15 protein-coding genes are annotated in these 17,707 nt (G+C 69.4%); 10 read left to right on the top strand and 5 right to left on the bottom strand.

Going from position 1 to position 17,707, the window contains the following annotated elements; genetic code table 11:
* Nucleotides 1–1,318 precede the first annotated feature (1,318 nt).
* Nucleotides 1,319–1,924 (bottom strand): class I SAM-dependent methyltransferase, encoded by a 606-nt coding sequence (locus tag AB0J95_RS17725; RefSeq protein WP_364758268.1) that lies wholly within the window; start codon nt 1,922–1,924, stop codon nt 1,319–1,321.
* Nucleotides 1,925–2,053: 129 nt separating this feature from the next.
* Here AB0J95_RS17725 and AB0J95_RS17720 point away from each other — a divergent pair, with 129 nt between their 5' ends.
* From AB0J95_RS17720 to AB0J95_RS17710, 3 genes are all read left to right on the top strand, one after another.
* Nucleotides 2,054–3,205, top strand: a complete 1,152-nt coding sequence (locus AB0J95_RS17720) for an FAD-dependent monooxygenase (RefSeq protein ID WP_364758266.1) — start codon at nt 2,054–2,056, stop codon at nt 3,203–3,205.
* A 10-nt stretch (nt 3,206–3,215) separates the two neighbouring features.
* Complete coding sequence (locus AB0J95_RS17715; protein WP_364758264.1) at nt 3,216–4,370, top strand: methyltransferase domain-containing protein; 1,155 nt, start codon at nt 3,216–3,218, stop codon at nt 4,368–4,370.
* A gap of 71 nt (nt 4,371–4,441) precedes the next feature.
* A complete protein-coding gene (locus AB0J95_RS17710) occupies nt 4,442–5,581 on the top strand; it encodes a glycosyltransferase 87 family protein (RefSeq protein WP_364758801.1) in 1,140 nt (379 codons plus the stop codon).
* 104 nt (nt 5,582–5,685) lie between these two features.
* On the opposite strand, the gene AB0J95_RS17705 is transcribed toward AB0J95_RS17710, so the two are convergent.
* Nucleotides 5,686–5,973 carry a hypothetical protein gene (locus tag AB0J95_RS17705; RefSeq protein ID WP_364758262.1) on the bottom strand — a complete coding sequence of 96 codons (288 nt, stop codon included), beginning with the start codon at nt 5,971–5,973 and terminating at the stop codon, nt 5,686–5,688.
* Between the two features lie 273 nt (nt 5,974–6,246).
* On the opposite strand from AB0J95_RS17705, the gene AB0J95_RS17700 reads away from it, so the two are divergent.
* Complete coding sequence (locus AB0J95_RS17700) at nt 6,247–6,666, top strand: MarR family transcriptional regulator (protein ID WP_364758260.1); 420 nt, start codon at nt 6,247–6,249, stop codon at nt 6,664–6,666.
* Nucleotides 6,667–6,734: 68 nt separating this feature from the next.
* Entirely contained in the window at nt 6,735–7,298 is a 564-nt protein-coding gene (locus AB0J95_RS17695; protein WP_364758258.1) for a GNAT family N-acetyltransferase, read from the top strand.
* 8 nt (nt 7,299–7,306) lie between these two features.
* Here the strand turns inward: AB0J95_RS17695 and AB0J95_RS17690 are convergent, their stop codons facing one another.
* Genes AB0J95_RS17690 through AB0J95_RS17680 form a run of 3 tightly spaced genes read right to left on the bottom strand, consistent with a single transcriptional unit; the run spans nt 7,307 to nt 11,015 of the window.
* Entirely contained in the window at nt 7,307–8,257 is a 951-nt protein-coding gene (locus tag AB0J95_RS17690; protein WP_364758257.1) for a hypothetical protein, read from the bottom strand.
* The gene (locus AB0J95_RS17685) at nt 8,254–9,456 is read right to left on the bottom strand and encodes an MFS transporter (RefSeq protein ID WP_364758256.1); all 1,203 of its coding nucleotides are present in this window, start codon (nt 9,454–9,456) and stop codon (nt 8,254–8,256) included. The genes AB0J95_RS17690 and AB0J95_RS17685 overlap by 4 nt, the downstream gene beginning before the upstream one ends.
* Before the next feature lie 2 nt (nt 9,457–9,458).
* Complete coding sequence (locus AB0J95_RS17680) at nt 9,459–11,015, bottom strand: discoidin domain-containing protein (RefSeq protein WP_364758798.1); 1,557 nt, start codon at nt 11,013–11,015, stop codon at nt 9,459–9,461.
* 427 nt (nt 11,016–11,442) lie between these two features.
* Here AB0J95_RS17680 and AB0J95_RS17675 point away from each other — a divergent pair, with 427 nt between their 5' ends.
* From AB0J95_RS17675 to AB0J95_RS17655, 5 genes are all read left to right on the top strand, one after another.
* A complete protein-coding gene (locus AB0J95_RS17675; protein WP_364758255.1) occupies nt 11,443–12,303 on the top strand; it encodes an aldo/keto reductase in 861 nt (286 codons plus the stop codon).
* Between the two features lie 113 nt (nt 12,304–12,416).
* Nucleotides 12,417–14,093 (top strand): S8/S53 family peptidase, encoded by a 1,677-nt coding sequence (locus AB0J95_RS17670; protein ID WP_364758253.1) that lies wholly within the window; start codon nt 12,417–12,419, stop codon nt 14,091–14,093.
* Nucleotides 14,071–14,631, top strand: a complete 561-nt coding sequence (locus tag AB0J95_RS17665; RefSeq protein WP_364758252.1) for a sigma-70 family RNA polymerase sigma factor — start codon at nt 14,071–14,073, stop codon at nt 14,629–14,631. Before AB0J95_RS17670 ends, AB0J95_RS17665 begins: the two co-directional genes overlap by 23 nt.
* A complete protein-coding gene (locus tag AB0J95_RS17660) occupies nt 14,628–15,068 on the top strand; it encodes a hypothetical protein (RefSeq protein ID WP_364758250.1) in 441 nt (146 codons plus the stop codon). The genes AB0J95_RS17665 and AB0J95_RS17660 overlap by 4 nt, the downstream gene beginning before the upstream one ends.
* 1 nt (nt 15,069) lies before the next feature.
* The gene (locus AB0J95_RS17655) at nt 15,070–17,565 is read left to right on the top strand and encodes a CHAT domain-containing tetratricopeptide repeat protein (protein WP_364758248.1); all 2,496 of its coding nucleotides are present in this window, start codon (nt 15,070–15,072) and stop codon (nt 17,563–17,565) included.
* The last annotated feature ends 142 nt before the right edge of the window (nt 17,566–17,707 follow it).

Raw genomic sequence — 17,707 nt, 5'->3', positions numbered from 1 at the left:
CGTCGACTCGCAGCGACCCTGACAGCACCGCTTACGCGTCGGCGCCTGCCGCTCGCATCTCGACTCGCAGCGACCCTGACAGCACCGCTTACGCGTCGGCGCCTGCCGCTCGCATCTCGACTCGCAGCGACCCTGACAGCACCGCTTACGCGTCCGCGCCCGCCGCTCACACCTCCACTCCCAGCGACGCTCACAGCACCCACACCCACACCCTCACCTCCGCCACTGCCCTCAACTCTTCCCTCACCAGCGCCGTACCCACCGCTCTTGCTGCCACTCCTGGCTCGACTGACGCTTCCCCCTCGGCCATCTCGGCCACCGCCCTCGCCTCCACCCCCGCCGCTCGCGCCTCCGCCCCTCATGCCTCCGACACCTCCGCCCTTCGCTCCGCCACCCCGGTCCCTTCCACCCCCACCACCGTCACTTCCGCTTCCGGCCTCGACCCCACCGCCCCCGCCGTCGCCCCTTCTTCAACCACCAACCCTCACAGCACCCACACCCACACCTCCGCCACTGCCCTCAACTCTTCCCTCACCAGCGCCGTACCCACCGCTCTTGCCGCCACTCCTGGCTCGACTAACGCTTCCACCTCCGCCGTCTCGGCCACTGCCCTCACCCCCACCCCTCCCACCTCCGCTCCCGCCGTCGCCTCCTCTTCAACCGCCGAAGCCCCCGCTGACATCTCCACTGCTACCTGTGCATCTTGCGCGACCGGCGACTTCGCCGTCACCGACGCCCGCAGCACTACTGGCGCCCTGAGTTCCACGACCGCGGACGCCCCCACCGCCACCAGCGCCGCAGCCGTCGATCAATCCGAACCCTCGTCCTGCACCACCACCGCCGCCGCTGGCCCCCTTGGCTCCACTGACACCGTCGGCCCGGCTCACGCCCTGACCTCCACCAGCGCCGCCGCGGCCATCCCTGAGTCCGACCCTCCCGCCACCACTGACCACCTCAGCGCTACCGGCGCCGCCAACCTGACCGACGCCACCGGCACCTTTCCTGCTGCCGGCGCCGTCGCCCTCACTGACGCCTTTCCCTCCACTGCCGCTTTCAGTTCCGCCAGCGCCGCAGCCGCCGCCCTCACCCAATCCGAAGCCGTCGCTCACACCCACCACATCCACAGCACCCCGACCTGGACCATCCAAGGCCATGTCATCGCATCCGGCCTCCGCCCACGCGAATGGTTCGAGGACTTGGCTACCGCCATCATCCGATGCCCGCCGCCCGGCTATTAGGTCGTCACCGCGGGCTCGGAACGAGCGCCACACTCCCACGCCCACCCAGGTGCACCGTCTGATGCGCTCGACCAGGGTCACTATCCGGTCGCTGGGAGGTGGGCTCGGAGTTGGGCGGCGGTTGTGGCGCCGCGGGTGGGGGGTTCCCAGGTCCAGGTTTGGGTGTCGATGAAGCCTGCGTGGGTGACGGCGGCTTTGAGGGCGGGGAGGCCGCCGGGGAGCCATTTGTCGTGCGCGGAGAGGAGGATCCGGCCGCCGGGGCGCAGGACGCGGCGCAGTTCGGTGAAGCCGGCGTGCCAGTCCGGCCACAGCATGACGTTGTTGACCGACAGGATGACGTCCGCGGAGTCGTCCGGTTGGGTGGTGTTCGCGGCGTCGCCCTGGATCAGGGCGACCTTGCCGTCGGCGATCAGGTCGGCGCAGCGTTTCCGGCAGGCGGACAGCATGGTCTCCGACGGGTCGACGGCCACAGTGTGGCGGGCGCGGGTGGCGGCCGCCCGGACGCCGATACCGGGGCCAGGGCCGATGATGAGCACCGACTCGTCGGGAGTGAGCGCGGCGAAGTCCACCAGTCGTTGCTCCGTGGCGGCGTTGCCGCGCGCCATCAACCGCCCGCCGAGCCGGCCGAGCGGACCGCGCGGGTGTCCGAAGCCCATGTCCAGGAGACGTTCACTCAGACCCGTCATATCACCAGCTCATCACGCCTCCGCGGACCCGGCATCGGTGATCACCCGGAAATCCCGGCTCATGGTGACCCCTACGGCGGCTCGACAGGTGGTGTATGGATTTCTCATGAGCGTCAGGGGGAGGGGCGTATGACCAGCGCGCTGATCATCGGTGGTGGCATCGCGGGCGCCGCGACGGCGATGGCCCTGCACAAAGCCGGTATCCAGCCAACGATCTACGAGGCCTACCCGACCGGCGCGGACGACGTCGGCGCCTTCCTCACGATCATGAACAACGGCGTCGACGCGCTGCGGGCCATCGACGCCGACCAGACCGTCATCGACAACTCGTTCCCGGCCACCGCGATCGAGGTCTACACCGGCGCGGGCAAGAAGATCGGCGACCGGCCGATGGGCAACGGCCCCCGCACCCTCACCCGCGCCACGCTTTACCGGGTCCTGCACGACGAGGCGGCCCGCCGGGGCATCCCGATCGAACACGGCAAACGCCTCGTCTCGGTCACCACGAACGGCCAGGTCACCGCGACCTTCGAGGACGGCACGTCAGCCTCCGCCGATCTGCTGGTCGGCGCCGACGGGATCCACTCCACCACCCGGTCGCTGATCGACCCGGACGCGCCCGGGCCACGCTACGGCGGCCTGAACATCGCCTACGGCTACACGCGCGACGCCACCGCCGCGTCACCGGAGGCGTACCGGATGATCTTCGGCAAGAACGCGTTCTTCGGCTACACCACCGCGCCCGACGGCGAGACCTGGTGGTTCGCCCGCGTCCCCGGCGCCGAACTCACCGAGCCGCCGTCCGGCGAGGACTGGCGCAACCGGCTCGTCACCCTGTTCGAACCGGACGACACGCCCGCCGCGGAAATCGTCGCCGCCACCAAAGCGCCGTTCGCGAGCAACGCCTACGACGTGCCCACCACCCCGAACTGGCACCGCACACCCATGGTCCTCGTCGGCGACGCGGCGCACGCCGCATCCCCCGCCGCGGGTCAGGGCGCCTCCATGGCCCTGGAGGACAGCGTCATCCTGGCCCAGTGCGTCCGCGACCTGCCCGACCTCGACCAGGCGTTCGCGACCTACGTGCGGATCCGCCGCGCACGCGTCGAACGTCTCGTGGCCGCCAGCGCCGAACAAGGCAGCAACGCCACCCCCGGCCCGGTCAAACGCTTCATCCGCGACGCGATCCTCACCAAGGTCCGCAAACCCGCACCCGAATCCCGCGCCTGGCTGTACGACCACCACATCGAGTGGTCGGCACGGATCACCCCACCCTCGTAGTCTGGCCGGTGTGGACAATGACGCGAAGCCCTATCTCCTGAGCAACAGCCAACCCCAAGCAGCGCGGCGGTTCGAGGCTTTGTCGGAATTGTTCGATCCCTGGACCTTCCACCACATTGAAGCACTGGGCATCGGCCCTGCCTGGCACTGCTGGGAAATCGGCGCCGGCAGCCCCACAGTCCCCAAATGGCTCGCCGAACGAACCGCCTACACCCTCGCCACAGACATCGACACCTCCCTGCTGACAGGCGAATTCACACCAGGCCCAGCCAACAGCGCAGCACGGGATGCCGTCGGTGCGAAGGTGGCGCAGAGCGGGGCGGTGGAGTGGGAAGGCGCTGCTGGAGGGAGCGCGGTGGGAAGGAGTGAGGCGGGAGGGAGTGCTGCTGGAGGGAGTGCTGCGGCCGGGAGTGCGGTGGGAGGCAGTGCGGTGGGAGGCAGTGCGGTGGGAGGGAGTGCGGTGGGAGGGAGTGCGGTGGGAGGCAGTGCGGCGGGCGGGAGCGAGGGAAGCGGGAGTGTGGTGGCCGGAAGCGAGGCGGCCGGGAGTGCGGTGGGAGGCAGTGCGGTAGGCGGGAGCGAGGGAAGCGGGAGTGCGGTAGGAGGGGATGGGGTAGGAGGAGTTTTCGAGGTGCGGCGGCATGATGTTGGGGTTGATGGGTCGCCCGGGGAGTTCGACTTTGTGCATGCGCGGTTGGTGCTCGTGCATGTGCCGGGTCGGGTCGAGGCGTTGGCGACCATGGTCCGCTCGTTGCGGCCGGGTGGGTGGTTGCTGGTGGAGGAGGCGGATCCGGCGTTGCAGCCGAAGGTCTGTGTGGACGAGTTCGGGCCGGAGCAGCGGCTGGCCAACAAGCTCAAGGATGGGTTCCGGGTGCTGATGGCCGGGCGAGGTGTCGATCTCGCGTATGGGCGGACGTTACCGAGGTTGTTGCGGGCCGCGGGGCTCACCGAGGTGGGCGCGGATGCGTACTTCCCGGTCACCAGTCCCGCCTGTGACCTGTTGGAAGAGGCCACCGTGCTGCAGATCCGGCACCGTCTCGTCGCCGCCGGCCTGGCCACCGACGCCGAGATCGACCAGCACCTCGGCAACGTCCGCGCCGGCCGCCTCGACCTGACCATCTCCCCGCTGATCTCCGCCTGGGGCCGCAAACCCCGTGAAGGTGGCTGAAGTTGCAAGGTCTGCACCGCCGGTGGTCAACAAGATCACCAGTTCGCGGCGTAACGTGGGAAAACGTGCGTATGGCTCTGCTGGCCGGGCTGATCGTGGTGAACGCCGCCATGATCGGCTGGTTCGTGCTGGCCCGGCACGACCAGCTCAGCATGGACCTGGATGTGTACCGGGTCGGTGTCACCGTGTGGTGGAACGGTGGCGACCTCTACGGGCAACTCCCGGCACTGCACAACGGCTGGACCCTGCCGTTCATCTATCCGCCGTTCTCCGTCGTCATGCTGGCGCCGTTCGCTGTCGTGCCGTTCGGGCTGGCCACAGCGGCGATGGCCCTGCTCACCATCGCGGCCCTGGTGGTCGTCATGGTGGTGGTGCTGCGCTCGCTGAACGTGCGACCGACCGCGCTGCTGATCAGCGCCGCACTGCCGGTCGCTCTCGCGCTGGAACCGGTGCGCAACACCCTCTTCTACGGGCAGATCAACGTGCTGCTCATGGCGCTGGTCGTGGTGGACTGCCTGGTCCGCTCGCCGCGGTGGCCGCGCGGGGCGCTGGTGGGCATCGCCGCCGCGGTGAAGCTCACGCCGTTGATCTTCGTGCTGTTCTTCCTGCTGCGCGGGCAACGCCGGGCGGCGGTCACCGCCGGTGTGTCGTTCCTGTGCGCGACGGTTGCCGGGTTCCTGTTGTCCTGGGGGAACTCCGTGCGGTTCTGGACCGAACAGGTGTTGTTCGGCACGCAGGTCCGCGGCATGGCGAACGAGATGAACCAGTCGCTCAAGGTGATGCTGGTGCGGCTCGGCAGCGATAGCGGAGTGCTGTGGCTGCTGCTCGCCGCCGCGGTGCTCGCCATGACAGCCCGAGGCATGCGGCAGGCATTCGCCGCCGGCCGGCCGACCTGGGCGCTGGGACTCAACGCCTTGGGCGGACTGCTGATCTCACCGGTGTCGTACTCACACCATTGGGTATGGGCCGTGCCGATCCTGTTGACAGCCGCGGCGACAGGCAGAACCGCGCTGGCCGCGGCCGGAGCATCGCTGTTCGTGCTGTCACCGCAATGGTGGTGGAACCCCGACGCGCCATGGACCACCTGGCACCTGCTGACCGGCAACGCCTACGTGATCGCAGCGGTGATCGTCCTCGGTACCGCCGGGCTGAAGCGAAAGCAGCGTGAGCTGACGACCGTGGAGGTCGGGAAGCAACTGGTCAGCGAGTGACGCGCGCAGTACCCCCTCCTCCTCGAACTCGCGTGGACAAGATCACCCTGATCGCCAGCGGCTCGGAATCCCGGGCTTCGCCACGACCCAAGGCGGGATTGTGGTCAGCGGCATGCGCGCACTGGGCCACGGAACGAAGATGGCGTCGCGCCGCTTCCTCCGCTGGCTGGGAAGCAGCCGTAGCGGGCCAGCGGCACGTTGATCTTCGACGCGCCGAGCCCCACCTGGTAGGTGCCGGGCAGGCTGCGTTGCTGTGCTGCGGTGGGGAAGCACAGGTCGGATCCGATGAGTGCCTTGCACGCCAACGGATCCGCCTGGGTGGTGATGGTCAGCCGAAGTGCGTGCCCAGGTTTGATCCCGGCGATGCAGGCGGAGATCGGGAACTTGACCACACGGGCGGTGCAGGCCGAGCGAACTGTGCTGGCGATCGCTTGACGACAGCGTTGCCCAGCTGGCGCATTTGCTAGACGCGGCGGTTCGCGGCTGCTGTTCGGCGATCACCCCTCGACCTGCAGCGGGCCATCTACTTCCTGGTGCTGGACCTCGGGCTGGCTGGCCTGTCCGACGATGACCTGGGCCACACACTCAAGTCGTTGTGCCGCCAAGCACTTTCGGGGAGGCGATAGTTCAAGTCCTGTAAAGTGCGATCGTTGTACGATTTCGCCATGAAATTCTCCCGGCGCTCGTCACCGCTCGAGGCGCTCTACGAGATCGTCACGACCACGACCCGGGATGCCGAGCCGGCGCTGGAGAAGCTGGGTCTCACCATGCCGACCGTCTATGTGTTGTGGGCGATCGATCCCGATGAGCCGCCGCCGACGATGAAGACGGTGTCCGAACGGGTCGGCGGCACCAAGTCGAGCCTGACGTTCACCACCGAACGCCTGGTCGAACTGGGTTATCTCACGCGGACCGAGGATCCGGCCAACCGCCGGTTCCGGGTGCTGTCGCTGACCCGGGCCGGCCGCAAGGCGCGGGAGGCGGCGCTGGCGGCGCTGGAAGAGGCCTGCCCGCTGCGGAAACTGAGCCAGAACCAGCTCGACCAGGTGTTCCGGATTCTCGGCCGCAGTCTGGACGCCGACTGAGCCACGCCGACGTTGTGAGTGTCGGGCTGGGAAGGTTGACGGGGTGGATCAACGCGGAGGGGAAAGAGATGCCTGAGGTTTCCATGCTGCCCGTGTCGGCGGCGGACGACGCGGAGCTGATGTCCACGCTCGCCGACCTGGTCAACAAGGTGTACGCGGTGGCGGAGCAGGGGTTGTGGATCGACGGCGCCGAACGCACGAACGCGGCTGAGCTGGCCGGGCTCACCCGGGCCGGGCAGATCGCGGTGGCCCGGGTCGACGGGGCGATCGCCGGGTCGGTCCGGATCCAGGACCTGGGCGACGGGCTGAGCGAGTTCGGGATGCTCGCCGCCGCGCCGGAGCACCGCGGCATCGGGGTCGGCCGGGAGCTGGTCCGGTTCGCCGAGCAGCGCAACCCCGGCCGGACCATGCAGCTGGAGCTGCTGGTGCCGCGCGAATGGTCGCACCCGTCCAAGGAGTTCCTGGCCGGCTGGTACGGCCGGATCGGGTACGAGCTGGTCCGGGTCGGCCGGCTCGACGAGTTCTACCCGGCGCTCACACCCCTGCTGGCCACCGCCTGTGACCTGCGCGTCTATCACAAAGCCCTCGGCGCGCCTCCCCGGGACGAATCGGGTACCGCCAAGCTTGGGTAGCTATTCGGCTAAGAAATGGTCTGGAGGGTCACCGCGGGCGAGCTCCCGCCGGTCAGCAGTCGTTTCGGCGAGCCGGTGCCGTCCGACGGAACCGACCAGATGTCGCCACCCAGGCCGTACAGGATGGTCGACCCGTCCTGCCACAACGCCTGGTCGTCGACGCTGCGGGTCTCGGCCAGCTCGGTCTCCCGCGAACTCGCCAGGTCCAGCACGGACAGCCGCCACTCGCCCTCGGCCACCTTCTTCTTGAACGCCACCCGCGTCCCGTCCGGTGACAGCGAGGGGCACTCGACGTTCTCCCGGACGGCTTTGCCCCGGTAGCGGCCGTAGTCGGCCTCGACCAGGTAGGTACGGCCCTTGCTGCCGAGCGTGGCGTAGAACCGGTTGCCGTCCGGGGCGAACGTGATGCCCCAGTAGTTCACGTCCGACGCGAAGTACCGCTGCCCGGACACGAACACCGGCAGCTCCTCGATCGACTTGAACAGCTGCTCGTGCGCGATGTCGTACACGCCCGACCGCGTCGAGAACCCGGTCGCCGCATAGGAGTCGCCGGTGACGAACAACGTCCAGTTGACCAGCCGGCCGTCAGGGGAGACCCGCGCCCGGCTCGGTGTCCCCGGCAGGGACTCGCGGTGGCGGACCGTCAGGTCGGCGTTCAGCACGAGCATGTCCGTCACCGGCGGCAACGTGCCAGGCTGCACGCTCAGGCAGACGGCGGTCTGCTGGGCCACCGCGAACCGGTCGCACTTCAGCTCACCGAGACGACGGGGCGCGCCCGGGTCGTTGAGCGGGACGGCGGCGATATGGCCGCTGGCCTGGTCACGGACGAACAGCTGACCCGGCACCAGCGTCAGGCGCTCGGTCGTGACCTCGTCCGAACCACGGGCCTGCAGGGTGTAGGTCACCGCGGCGATGGCGAGAACCACCGCCGCGGCGACCGCCAGCAACGCCTTCCTCATGGCCGCACCGGCCGGGCGAAGGCGGCTGCGAGGGTGACCGCAGCCATCGCACCCGCGGCCACGAGGACCGCCGGCTGCAGATCCCACACCGTCCAGGCCAGTCCGAACAGGACGGACGAGAACATCCGCGCCACCGCCTGCCCGGTCTGGATCACCGCCAGGCCGGTGGCCCGCAACTCCGTGGGGACGAGCGGGCCGGCCGCGGCCATCAGCACGCCGTCGGTGGCCGCGTAGAACACCCCGTGCAGCGCCAGCGCCACGACCAGGCCGAACCCGGACCCGCTCAACAGCAACAGCGCCCCGCACAGCGCGGCGTGCCCGCCGAGGAACACCGGCCACCGGCCGAGCCGGTCGGCGAGTTTGCCGAGCGGCATCGCCAGCAGCAGGTACACCCCAGCGGTGCCGAGCGGGAGCAGCGGGAAGTACGTCGCCGCCACGTCCCAGCGGCGCTGGACCACGAGGTAGATGAACGAGTCGCCGACGGTGACCAGGCCCAGCGCGACCGTCCAGCCGAGGATCCGCCGGAAGCCGGGCCGCCGGACCAGGCTCACCGCGTTGCTCAGCGACGCGGACGAGACGGTGCCCGGATGGTCGCGAACGAACAGGATCAGCAGCAGGAGGCCGAAGGCGGCGATGCAGAAGGAGGAAAAGAACACCGCCGGATAACTGCCCAACGAAAGCGCCAGCACCGCCGTGGCGGTGAGGGGGCCGAGGAAGGCTCCGACGGTGTCCATCGCCCGGTGCACCCCGAACGACCGCCCGAGCATAGCTGGCTCGCTGGAGAGCGAAATAAGGGCATCCCTCGGAGCGGTGCGCAGGCCCTTCCCGGTGCGGTCGACGGCGAGGACCGCACCGATGGCGGCCACCGACGAACCGGCCGCGAGCAGGCCGAGCTTGCACACCGCGGACAGGCCGTAGCCGGCCCCGGCGACGGCCTTGAGCCGCCGCCAGCGGTCGGCCAGGTGCCCGCCGGCCACCCGGACCAGGGCCGTGGCCCCCGCGTAGAGCCCGTCCAGCAACCCGAACTGCAGCGGGTTGAGACCCAGACCGAGCACCAGGTACAGCGGGAGCACGGCCGTGACCATCTCCGAGGAGATGTCCGTGACCAGGCTCACCGCACCCAGCGCCACCACGTTGGCCGGCACTCCCCGCAGTGCCGGCCGTTCCGTCGCCGTTGACCGGCTGGCCGCGATGTACATGCTCAGTGGCAGCTGTAGGTCGGGCTGCTGTCGAGCGTCGTCCCGTTCAGCCCGATGAGCTGGGTCTGGAACGTGGTGTCGGTCATCGACAGCTTGAGCACGCCGTGCGTCTTGAGCAGCTTCGCCGTCGTGGCGTGCGCCGCCTTCAGGTCGTAGAGGCCGGCCCCGCCGGAGCCACCGACGATCTCCACCGGGCCGTTCGGGTCGGACTTGCCGTCGGCGTTCATCGGGACGAACCGCTCGTAGTCGTGGTCGTGCCCGTTGAGGACCAGGTCGACCTTGGCGTTCACCAGGGTCTGCCACAACAGGATGCTGTCCTTGTTGTCGCCGTGGTCACCGGAGCTCCACCGCGGGTGGTGGTAGTACGCGGCGATGCAGCCCTTGGTGTTTGTGGCCAGGTCCTCCTTGAGCCACGCGATCTGCGGCGGATCGGCCTCGGCCAGGTCGTCGTGCGTGGTGAAGTCGTTGGAGTCCAGGGCGATGAAGTGCCAGTTGCCCAGCTCCCAGCTGTAGTAGTTCTTGCCGTGCGGTGTGGCGATGGTGCCGAAGTACGCGTGGTAGCCGGCGAACTCGGGGCTGTCGTAGTGCTCGTGGTTGCCCGGGATCGGGTGGGTGATGTTCTTGAACCTGCCCCAGGTCTTGTCGTAGTAGTTGCGGAAGTCCGAGATGGTGGCGTTGTCGTACTGGTTGTCGCCCATGGTGATCACGGCGACCGGGTTGATCTGGTCCACCAGTTTCGCGGTCTTCGGGTGCACGCAGCCCGAGTCGCTCGCCGTGCACTGCTCGGCGATGTCCCCGGCCGCGGCGAGGACGAACGCCCCGGTGCTCCCGGCTTTCGTCCTGGCGGTCACCGTTGTGCTTGCCGGAGAGGTGTTTCCGGCCGCGTCCTTGGCTCGAACGCTGTAGGTGTACTGGGTGTCCGGGGTCAGACCGGTGTCGGTGTAGTCGGTGGTCGCGCTGGTGGCCACCGGTTGCCCGTTGCGGAGGATGTCGTAGCCCGCGACGCCGATGTTGTCGGTGGCCGGCTGCCAGCTCAGGGCGATGCTGCTCGCGGTGGTCGTGCCCGCGGCCAGACCGTTCGGTGTGGACGGTGGTTCGTTGTCCACGGCCTGTTCGCCGTAGGCCTGCAGTTCCCAGAACGAGTAGCCGTACTTCGTGGCCCGGGTGGTGCCGACGAAGCGCAGGTAACGGCCGTGCGCGTTGAGACCGGGCACGTCATCGGTCCCACCGTCGCCGTTGTCGACGGTCGTGATGGTGGTGAAGTGGGTGCCGTCGTCGGAGATCTCGAGGCGGTACCGCTTGGCGTACGCGGCTTCCCAGGTGATCTTGACTCTGTGCACAGTGGACGCTTGACCGAGGTCGACGCGCAGCCACTGGGGATCGGCGCTGACCGCGCTCGCCCACCGGGTCTTCGTGTTGCCGTCGACGGCTTTGGCGCCACTGAGCGAGGAACTCTCCTGGGTGGACGTCGCCACCGGTTTTCCTTGGGACAAAAGGACATCCGCGACCGCGTTCGCGGGTGACACAGCGGACGGTATCAACAGGACCGCGGCGGTGATCGACGCGGCGGCGGGCACAATGCGGCGGAGGGGATGGTGCACGTCGTGCTCCTTCGGGCCGTGCAGGGCGGACTAAGGTGAACAACGGCTAAACAGTTAAGAAACTTTCCTAACAAAGCGGACTGTAACCCGATGACCGCTGAGCGGGCAATACTACGCCGGTGAAGAATACCCAGATGCCGTGTTCCCCCTGGTCGGAACCGATTTCGAAGGTTCGTGCGGGTGAGGTGCCGACGGCCGAGGTGCGCTGAAACCGGTCCCGGGTGAGTGCAAAGTGTGCAACGAGGCATCAGACGCCACGGCAGCCAGGGACGAATTGCAAGGCTTGCAACAGATTCATGCACGACGCGGCATCAGTATCGGTCAAGCAGACATCGGATGACTGTCGGCCGGGAATGGTGAACCGGTCGTTCAGGTTGGCAGGGACATGGCGTTCAACGGCACGGCCGCGAGCAGCGGCACTTTCGCACTTGGTGACCTGGAGATCGTCCGGCTGGGGTTCGGGGCCATGCAGCTGACCGGGCCGGGGGTGTGGGGTGACCCGGCGGACCCGGCCGAGGCGGTGCGGGTGCTGCAGCGGGCGGTCGAGCTGGGCGTGAACTTCATCGACACGGCCGACGCGTACGGCCCATTCGTCGCCGACCTGTTGATCCACAAGGCATTGCACCCCTACCCGGCCGGTCTGGTTATCGCCACGAAGGTCGGCTTCAGCCGGCAGGGGCCGCGGCGGTGGACCGCGATCGGGCGCCCGGAGTACCTGCGCCAGCAGACCGAGCTGAACCTGCGGCACCTCGGCGTGGACCGGATCGACCTGCTCCAGCTGCACCGGATCGACCCGGCGGTGCCGCTGGCGGACCAGGTCGGCGAGCTGAAGAACCTGCAGGACGAGGGCAAGGTCCGCTACATCGGCCTGAGCGAGGTCACCGTGGCGCAACTGCGGGCCGCGCGCGAGGTCGCCGAGATCCGCACGGTGCAGAACCGGTACAACCTGGCCGACCGGTCCGCCGAGGACCTGCTGGACTACAGCGAGCAGAACGGCATCGGCTTCATCCCGTGGCACCCATTGGCGACCGGTGGCCTGACCGGCACGGACGGTCCGCTCGCCGCGCTGGCCAAGCAGTACCAGGCGACCCCGTCGCAACTGGCGCTGGCCTGGCTGCTCAAGCGGTCCCCGGTGATGCTGCCGATCCCCGGCACCTCCAGCGTCGCGCACCTGGAGGACAACCTCGGCGCCGCCGGGATCGAGCTGGACGACGACGCCTACAAGGCACTCACCGCCGCCCTGTAGTAGATCGGTACCGGGTGATTCTTTACCGGTCCGTGACCCGATCGGGTGCATCTGGGCAACAAGCGACCACCACTGAACGACGTACTGGTCATGCCGCCCAGAAAGGCACCGCGATGACGACGGTCCGCTTCGACCTGCCCGAGGATGGGCAGCACACCTCGACCACGTTCGTTCCCCAGCTGCCGCAATGGGTTCTCGATCGATACGGCGCCAAGGTGCTGGACCCTGCGGAGGTCACACCGCCGCCGGGCTACGACCTGCCCATGCCCCAGCCCGCGATCTACCGGACCGGGGTGCTGACCTTGCCGCTGTCGATGTTCTCGAAGGGGGACCTGCTCGGCAAGGTCGACGCCCTGCTGGGCACAAGCACCATCCGGCAGCCCGACCCGGAGGAGAAAGAGGGGCGGCTGCCCGACCCGGTGGTCCCGGAAGGGCTGGGTGGTCTCACCGACGAGCAGCGGGGCATGGTGCCGGTGCCGGTGCCGTTGAACGTGCGCGGTGAGCAGCCCGGCAAGGTGGACGCCGCCGCCGCGGTGCAGGCGATCCGGCTGGCCGAGCGCCGGTCGGAGCGTGCCCGGGCGCGCAAGGAGAAGGAGTACTTCACCGAGGAGGAACAGCAACAGACGCGGCTGATCAGCCTGGAGTACCTGTTCGCGGGCACCGACCTGCAGGGCGTGCCGACCTACAGCCCGCACGACATCCGCGACCCGAACTCGGGGTCCGCCGGGCTGACCTACCAGCTGGTCCCGGTCGTCTACCACGGACCGCAGCCCCAGCGGTCGCAGCCGAAGTCCGGGGCGCGCAGGCCGGTCGTGGCGATGATCGACAGCGGGGTGGCGCCGCACAAGTGGTTCGGTCTCGACAAGGTCGGAGCCATGCCGCAGGGCGGGTTCCTCCGCGACTTCCCGCAGTCCACGCAGGCGATCCAGGCCCAGCAGGCGCACCTCGGCACCTACGTGCCCACCGAGATCCTGACCAACGGGTACATCGACGGGCCGATGTACTGCGACGACGTGACCGAGCAGATCGGCCCGGGCTACGGGCACGGCACCGCGATCGCCGGGATCCTGCACCAGCTCGCCCCGGACGCGGACGTGCTGGTCATCCGCGCCCTGCAGGCCAGCAACGTCGCCACGCACGCGGACCTGGTGCTGGCGTTGTGGCTGCTGGTCGCCCGGGTCCGCGCCGCGCAGCAGCCCGGCGGCACCATGACCGACATGGTCGACATCGTGACGTTGTCCATGGGGGACTACGTCGCCGACGACAAGCCGGCGATGCTGGAGGAGGCCATCCGGGCGCTGGCCGGCCTGGGCGTGCTCGTGGTCGCCGCCGCGGGCAATGACTCCACGTCCCGCCCGTTCTATCCGGCCGCGCTCTGCGACGAGATCAAGTACCCGTCCTGGACCGGTCCACGTGTCATCGGTGTCGGCGCCACGAATCCCAACGGCTCGACGGCGTGGTTCGCCAACGGCGGCCGCAACGCCACCTGCCAGGCCAGTGGCGCGTTCGTCGTCACCACGTTCCCGCGGATCGACGGGCCGCTCGGGCCGAGCCGGGTCACCAAGACCCGCCAGGGCGTCGATCTGGACACCGCGCCGTCGAGCTTCGCGGCGGTCTGCGGGACGTCCATGGCGGCGCCGCACATCGCCGGGCTGATCGCCAGGAAGCTGTGGGACAACAACAGTTCTTACTCGCTCGCCGATATCGGGGTGAAAGCCACCATGGACCGCATCGAGCAGGCCGTCTGCGCTGTGAAGAAGGACGTCCATGACGAACCAGACGGACTCTGACCGGCTGGCCACGCTGTTCGTCGCGGCGCGCGGCGGCGACCGGGACAGCCTCAACACGATCGTGCGCGAGCTGACGCCGATGCTCTGGCACGTGGCGCGGGCGCAGGGGCTGGACCGCGACAGCAGCTCGGACGTGGTGCAGTCCACCTGGCTGACGCTGCTGACGTCGTTGTCCGCCATCCGTGACCCGGCCGCGCTGGTGGGCTGGCTGGTCACCGTGACCAAGCGGGAGGCCTGGCACACCAGCCGGGCGCAGCGGGCCGAACCGGTGGCCGACACGTCCACTTTGGACACCTTGGATCCCGGTCCGGGACCGGACGAGCGGGTGGTGGTGTCCGACCGCAACGCCAAGCTGTGGGCCGCGTTGGGCCGGTTGCCGGAGAAGTGCCGGCGGTTGTTGCGGATCGTGGCGTTCACGCACCGGCCGGACTACACGAAGGTCGGTCGCGAACTGGGCATGCCACGCAGTTCAGTCGGCCCGAATCGCAGCCGATGTCTCACGCAGTTGCAACGGCTGCTTGTGGAGGGTGAGGGATGACCGTGGACGACGAGGCCCTCCTGACCGGGATTCGCGAGGTCTACGACGAGGCCGACCCGGAGCCGCCGGACCTGGTCGACCGGGTGGAGTTCGCGCTGTCGATGGCCGAGCCGGATGGGGAGATCCTGCGCCCGGTCCGGCCCCGCGAGGGCGCCGTGGCCCGCGGTGACGACGAACAGGCTCGGCTGATCACGTTCAACGGGAACACCGTGACGATCATGGTGAACATGACCCCGGCCCCCGATGGCACCCTTCGCGTGGACGGCTGGTTCACCCCGGCGGCGGCTTACCGGGTGGAGTTGCGGGGGACGTCCGGGACCCTGACGACGTCGTCCGACCCGGGTGGCCGGTTCTCGTTCGACCATGTGCCGCATGGGCTGGCGCAGATCGCCGTGCTCACCGACGTTCCGATGATCACCCCGGCGATCGACCTCTGAGATGCGCACCGCCGAGGATCGCGCGCGCGACCTGCATACCCGTGGGCTGGCGGCGATCGGCGGCGGCCGGCCCGCGGACGGGGCCCGGCTGTTCCACAAAGGACTGGAGCTGCTCGGCCGGCAGGGCCCGCTGGCCGCGCGGATCCTGATCAGCCTGGCCGCCGCCCAGGTCCAGCTGGGCGAGAGCCAGGCCGGGTTCGAGACGCTGGACTCGGCGGAGGCCCTGACCGCGCCGGAGGATCGCGGCATCCTGCTGTTGCAGCGAGGGCTGCTGTGCATGCTCGTCGGCCGGATGGACGACGCGCTGCGGTACCTCAACGAGGGAATCCCGTTGCACAGCGGCACATCCGACCACTATGGGGTGGCGTCGGCGTTGCTCAACCGGGCCATGCTGCACAGCCTGGCCGGCCGGGTCCGGCTCGCCCGCGCCGACCTGATCCAGTGCCAGCAGGTCGCAAGGGATGCGGACCTGCCTTTGCTGGTCGCGAAATCACAGCTGAATCTCGGCTACTGCGAGACCCTCGCCGGGGACATTCCTGCGGCGCTGCGGGCTTTCGACCAGGCCAGGCCACGGTTCGCCACGGATGCCCAAGGACTGCTGCCGGTCCTGGCGGTCGACCGGGCGCGGGCGTTGCTGCAAGCCGGACTCGCCGACGAGGCCGCCAGCGAGCTGGACACGGCCATCGAGTTGCTGGACGGCCCGCGCGCGACGCACGAACGGGCCGAGGCCGAGCTCATCCGTGCTCATGCGGCGCTCGCTCAGGGTGACCTGGCCGCGGCGCGCACGTGGGGTCACCGCGCCGAGGCGCATTTCCTTCGGCGGGGCAACGAAAGCTGGGCGGCCATCGCGGCCCTGGTCCGGCTGCGGGCCGACTTCCGGGCCCGGCGGCGGCTGTTCTTCGTGGCGCGCAAGGCGGCCGGCCTCGCCGTCCGGCTGGACGAACTGGGCATGCCCACCGACGCGGAAGCCGCCCGGTTGCTGGCCGCGCGGGCCCTCATCGCGCGCGGCCGGGCCGAGGAGGCAGTGTCCTTCTTGGACGGACCACGGACTTCGTGGCCGATCCTGGACACCCGGTTGCTGCGTCAGCTGGCCAGGGCCGAATTCCATGCCGCGCAGGGCGATGCCACCCGGACGCTGCGGCACGTCCGGTCCGGGCTGTCCCTGCTGGACGAGCATCGCAGCCGGTTCGGCAGTGTCGATCTGCGGACCGGAACGGCCTTGCTGGGCAAGGATCTGGCGCACATCGGGTTGACCACGGCTCTTGAGCACCGGGGCGCGACGGCGATCTTCGGCTGGTCCGAACGTGCCCGGGCGCAGGCGTTCCTGACCCAGCCCGTGCGGCCACCCGCCGACCCCGAGATCGCCGACACGGTGGCGGAACTGCGGCAGCTCGGGTTGAGCATCCGGGAGGCGGAGCTGGCCGGCCGGGCCGACCCCGCCGACCGCCGCCGCAGCGCCGAACTCGAGCACCGGATCCGCGAACACGGCTGGCGGACAACCGGAAGCATGACCAACACCCAGGTCGCCGACATCCAGGAAGTCGTCGACGAACTGGCCGCGGCGGACCTGGCGCTGATCAGTTTCCTGCCGGACGGCGTCGCGGTTCGGGCGCTGGTTCTGGCCGGTGACGTCCGGCGCGTGGTGACGCTGGGCGAGCCGGCGGACATCGCGGAGTCGGTGGCCCGGTTGCGCGGCGACCTGGACGCGTTGTGCGGGCGGCGGCATCCCGCGTCGATCCTCAAGGTGGTGCGCGGCTCTCTTGACTACCAGGTGGATCACCTCACCGCGACGCTGATCCAGCCGTTGCTGGACATGGTGGGGGACCGGGATGTGGTGATCGTGCCGACCGGGCCGCTGTCGTCGATCCCGTGGAGTCTGTTGCCGCCGTTGCGCGGCCGGGCTGTCACGGTGGCCGTGTCGGCGTCGGCCTGGTTGTACGCACGCCGTGCCCCGGCCTCACCGTCCACTCAGGACCCGCTGCTGGTCGCCGGGCCGCACCTGGACTTCGCCGCGGACGAGGTCCGCAAGATCGCCGGGATCTTCCCGGGCAGCACCGTTCTGGCAGGCCCGGCCGCCTCGGTCGGCGACACGCTGTCCGAACTGGACGGACGGCACATCGCGCACATCGCCGCGCACGGCCACCACGAACCGGGCAACTACCTGTTCGCCCGCCTCGACCTGGCCGACGGCCCGCTGATGGCCTACGACATCGACACCCTGCCCAGCCCGCCCGAGCACGTCGTGCTGTCCGCCTGCGACGTCGGCCGGACCATCGTGCGCGCCGGGGACGAGATGCTCGGCTTCGCCGCCGCGTTCCTGTACAGCGGAACGAAATCCGTCGTCGCCGGGGTCGCGCGGGTCGCCGATGACGCCGCCGTCGACGTGATGGCCCGCTACTACGACCGCCTGTTCCACGGCGCCACGCCCTCGTCCGCGTTGGCCGAGGCCTCCTTGTCGGCCCCGCTGATCCCCCTGGTCTGCTTCGGCAGCTGCTAAGCGGCATTGACCGCGTTCAACGGTCGTCGTACAGTCGCGTTGAACAGAGGAGCCCGGGACGCTGTTCTGGAACGCATCGGCGAACTCCTGGCCGGCGTGGGGCGCGGGCCCAATGGGCATTGTGGACGTTTTCGCGTTCGTC

It is taken from the genome of Actinocrispum sp. NPDC049592 (assembly GCF_040675465.1).
Taxonomy (GTDB): Bacteria; Actinomycetota; Actinomycetes; order Mycobacteriales; family Pseudonocardiaceae; genus Kibdelosporangium.
The sequence above is the reverse complement of the archived record's forward strand: the minus strand, read 5'-3'. Positions and strand labels throughout refer to the sequence as shown.

Coding starts and splice junctions, on each gene's coding strand:
- AB0J95_RS17665 (WP_364758252.1), top strand. CDS start 14,071: ATGACGAACCAGACGGACTCTGACCGGCTGGCCACGCTGTTCGTCGCG.
- AB0J95_RS17670 (WP_364758253.1), top strand. CDS start 12,417: ATGACGACGGTCCGCTTCGACCTGCCCGAGGATGGGCAGCACACCTCG.
- AB0J95_RS17700 (WP_364758260.1), top strand. CDS start 6,247: ATGAAATTCTCCCGGCGCTCGTCACCGCTCGAGGCGCTCTACGAGATC.
- AB0J95_RS17690 (WP_364758257.1), bottom strand. CDS start 8,257: ATGAGGAAGGCGTTGCTGGCGGTCGCCGCGGCGGTGGTTCTCGCCATC.
- AB0J95_RS17725 (WP_364758268.1), bottom strand. CDS start 1,924: ATGACGGGTCTGAGTGAACGTCTCCTGGACATGGGCTTCGGACACCCG.
- AB0J95_RS17720 (WP_364758266.1), top strand. CDS start 2,054: ATGACCAGCGCGCTGATCATCGGTGGTGGCATCGCGGGCGCCGCGACG.
- AB0J95_RS17675 (WP_364758255.1), top strand. CDS start 11,443: ATGGCGTTCAACGGCACGGCCGCGAGCAGCGGCACTTTCGCACTTGGT.
- AB0J95_RS17710 (WP_364758801.1), top strand. CDS start 4,442: ATGGCTCTGCTGGCCGGGCTGATCGTGGTGAACGCCGCCATGATCGGC.
- AB0J95_RS17660 (WP_364758250.1), top strand. CDS start 14,628: ATGACCGTGGACGACGAGGCCCTCCTGACCGGGATTCGCGAGGTCTAC.
- AB0J95_RS17685 (WP_364758256.1), bottom strand. CDS start 9,456: ATGTACATCGCGGCCAGCCGGTCAACGGCGACGGAACGGCCGGCACTG.
- AB0J95_RS17655 (WP_364758248.1), top strand. CDS start 15,070: ATGCGCACCGCCGAGGATCGCGCGCGCGACCTGCATACCCGTGGGCTG.
- AB0J95_RS17695 (WP_364758258.1), top strand. CDS start 6,735: ATGCCTGAGGTTTCCATGCTGCCCGTGTCGGCGGCGGACGACGCGGAG.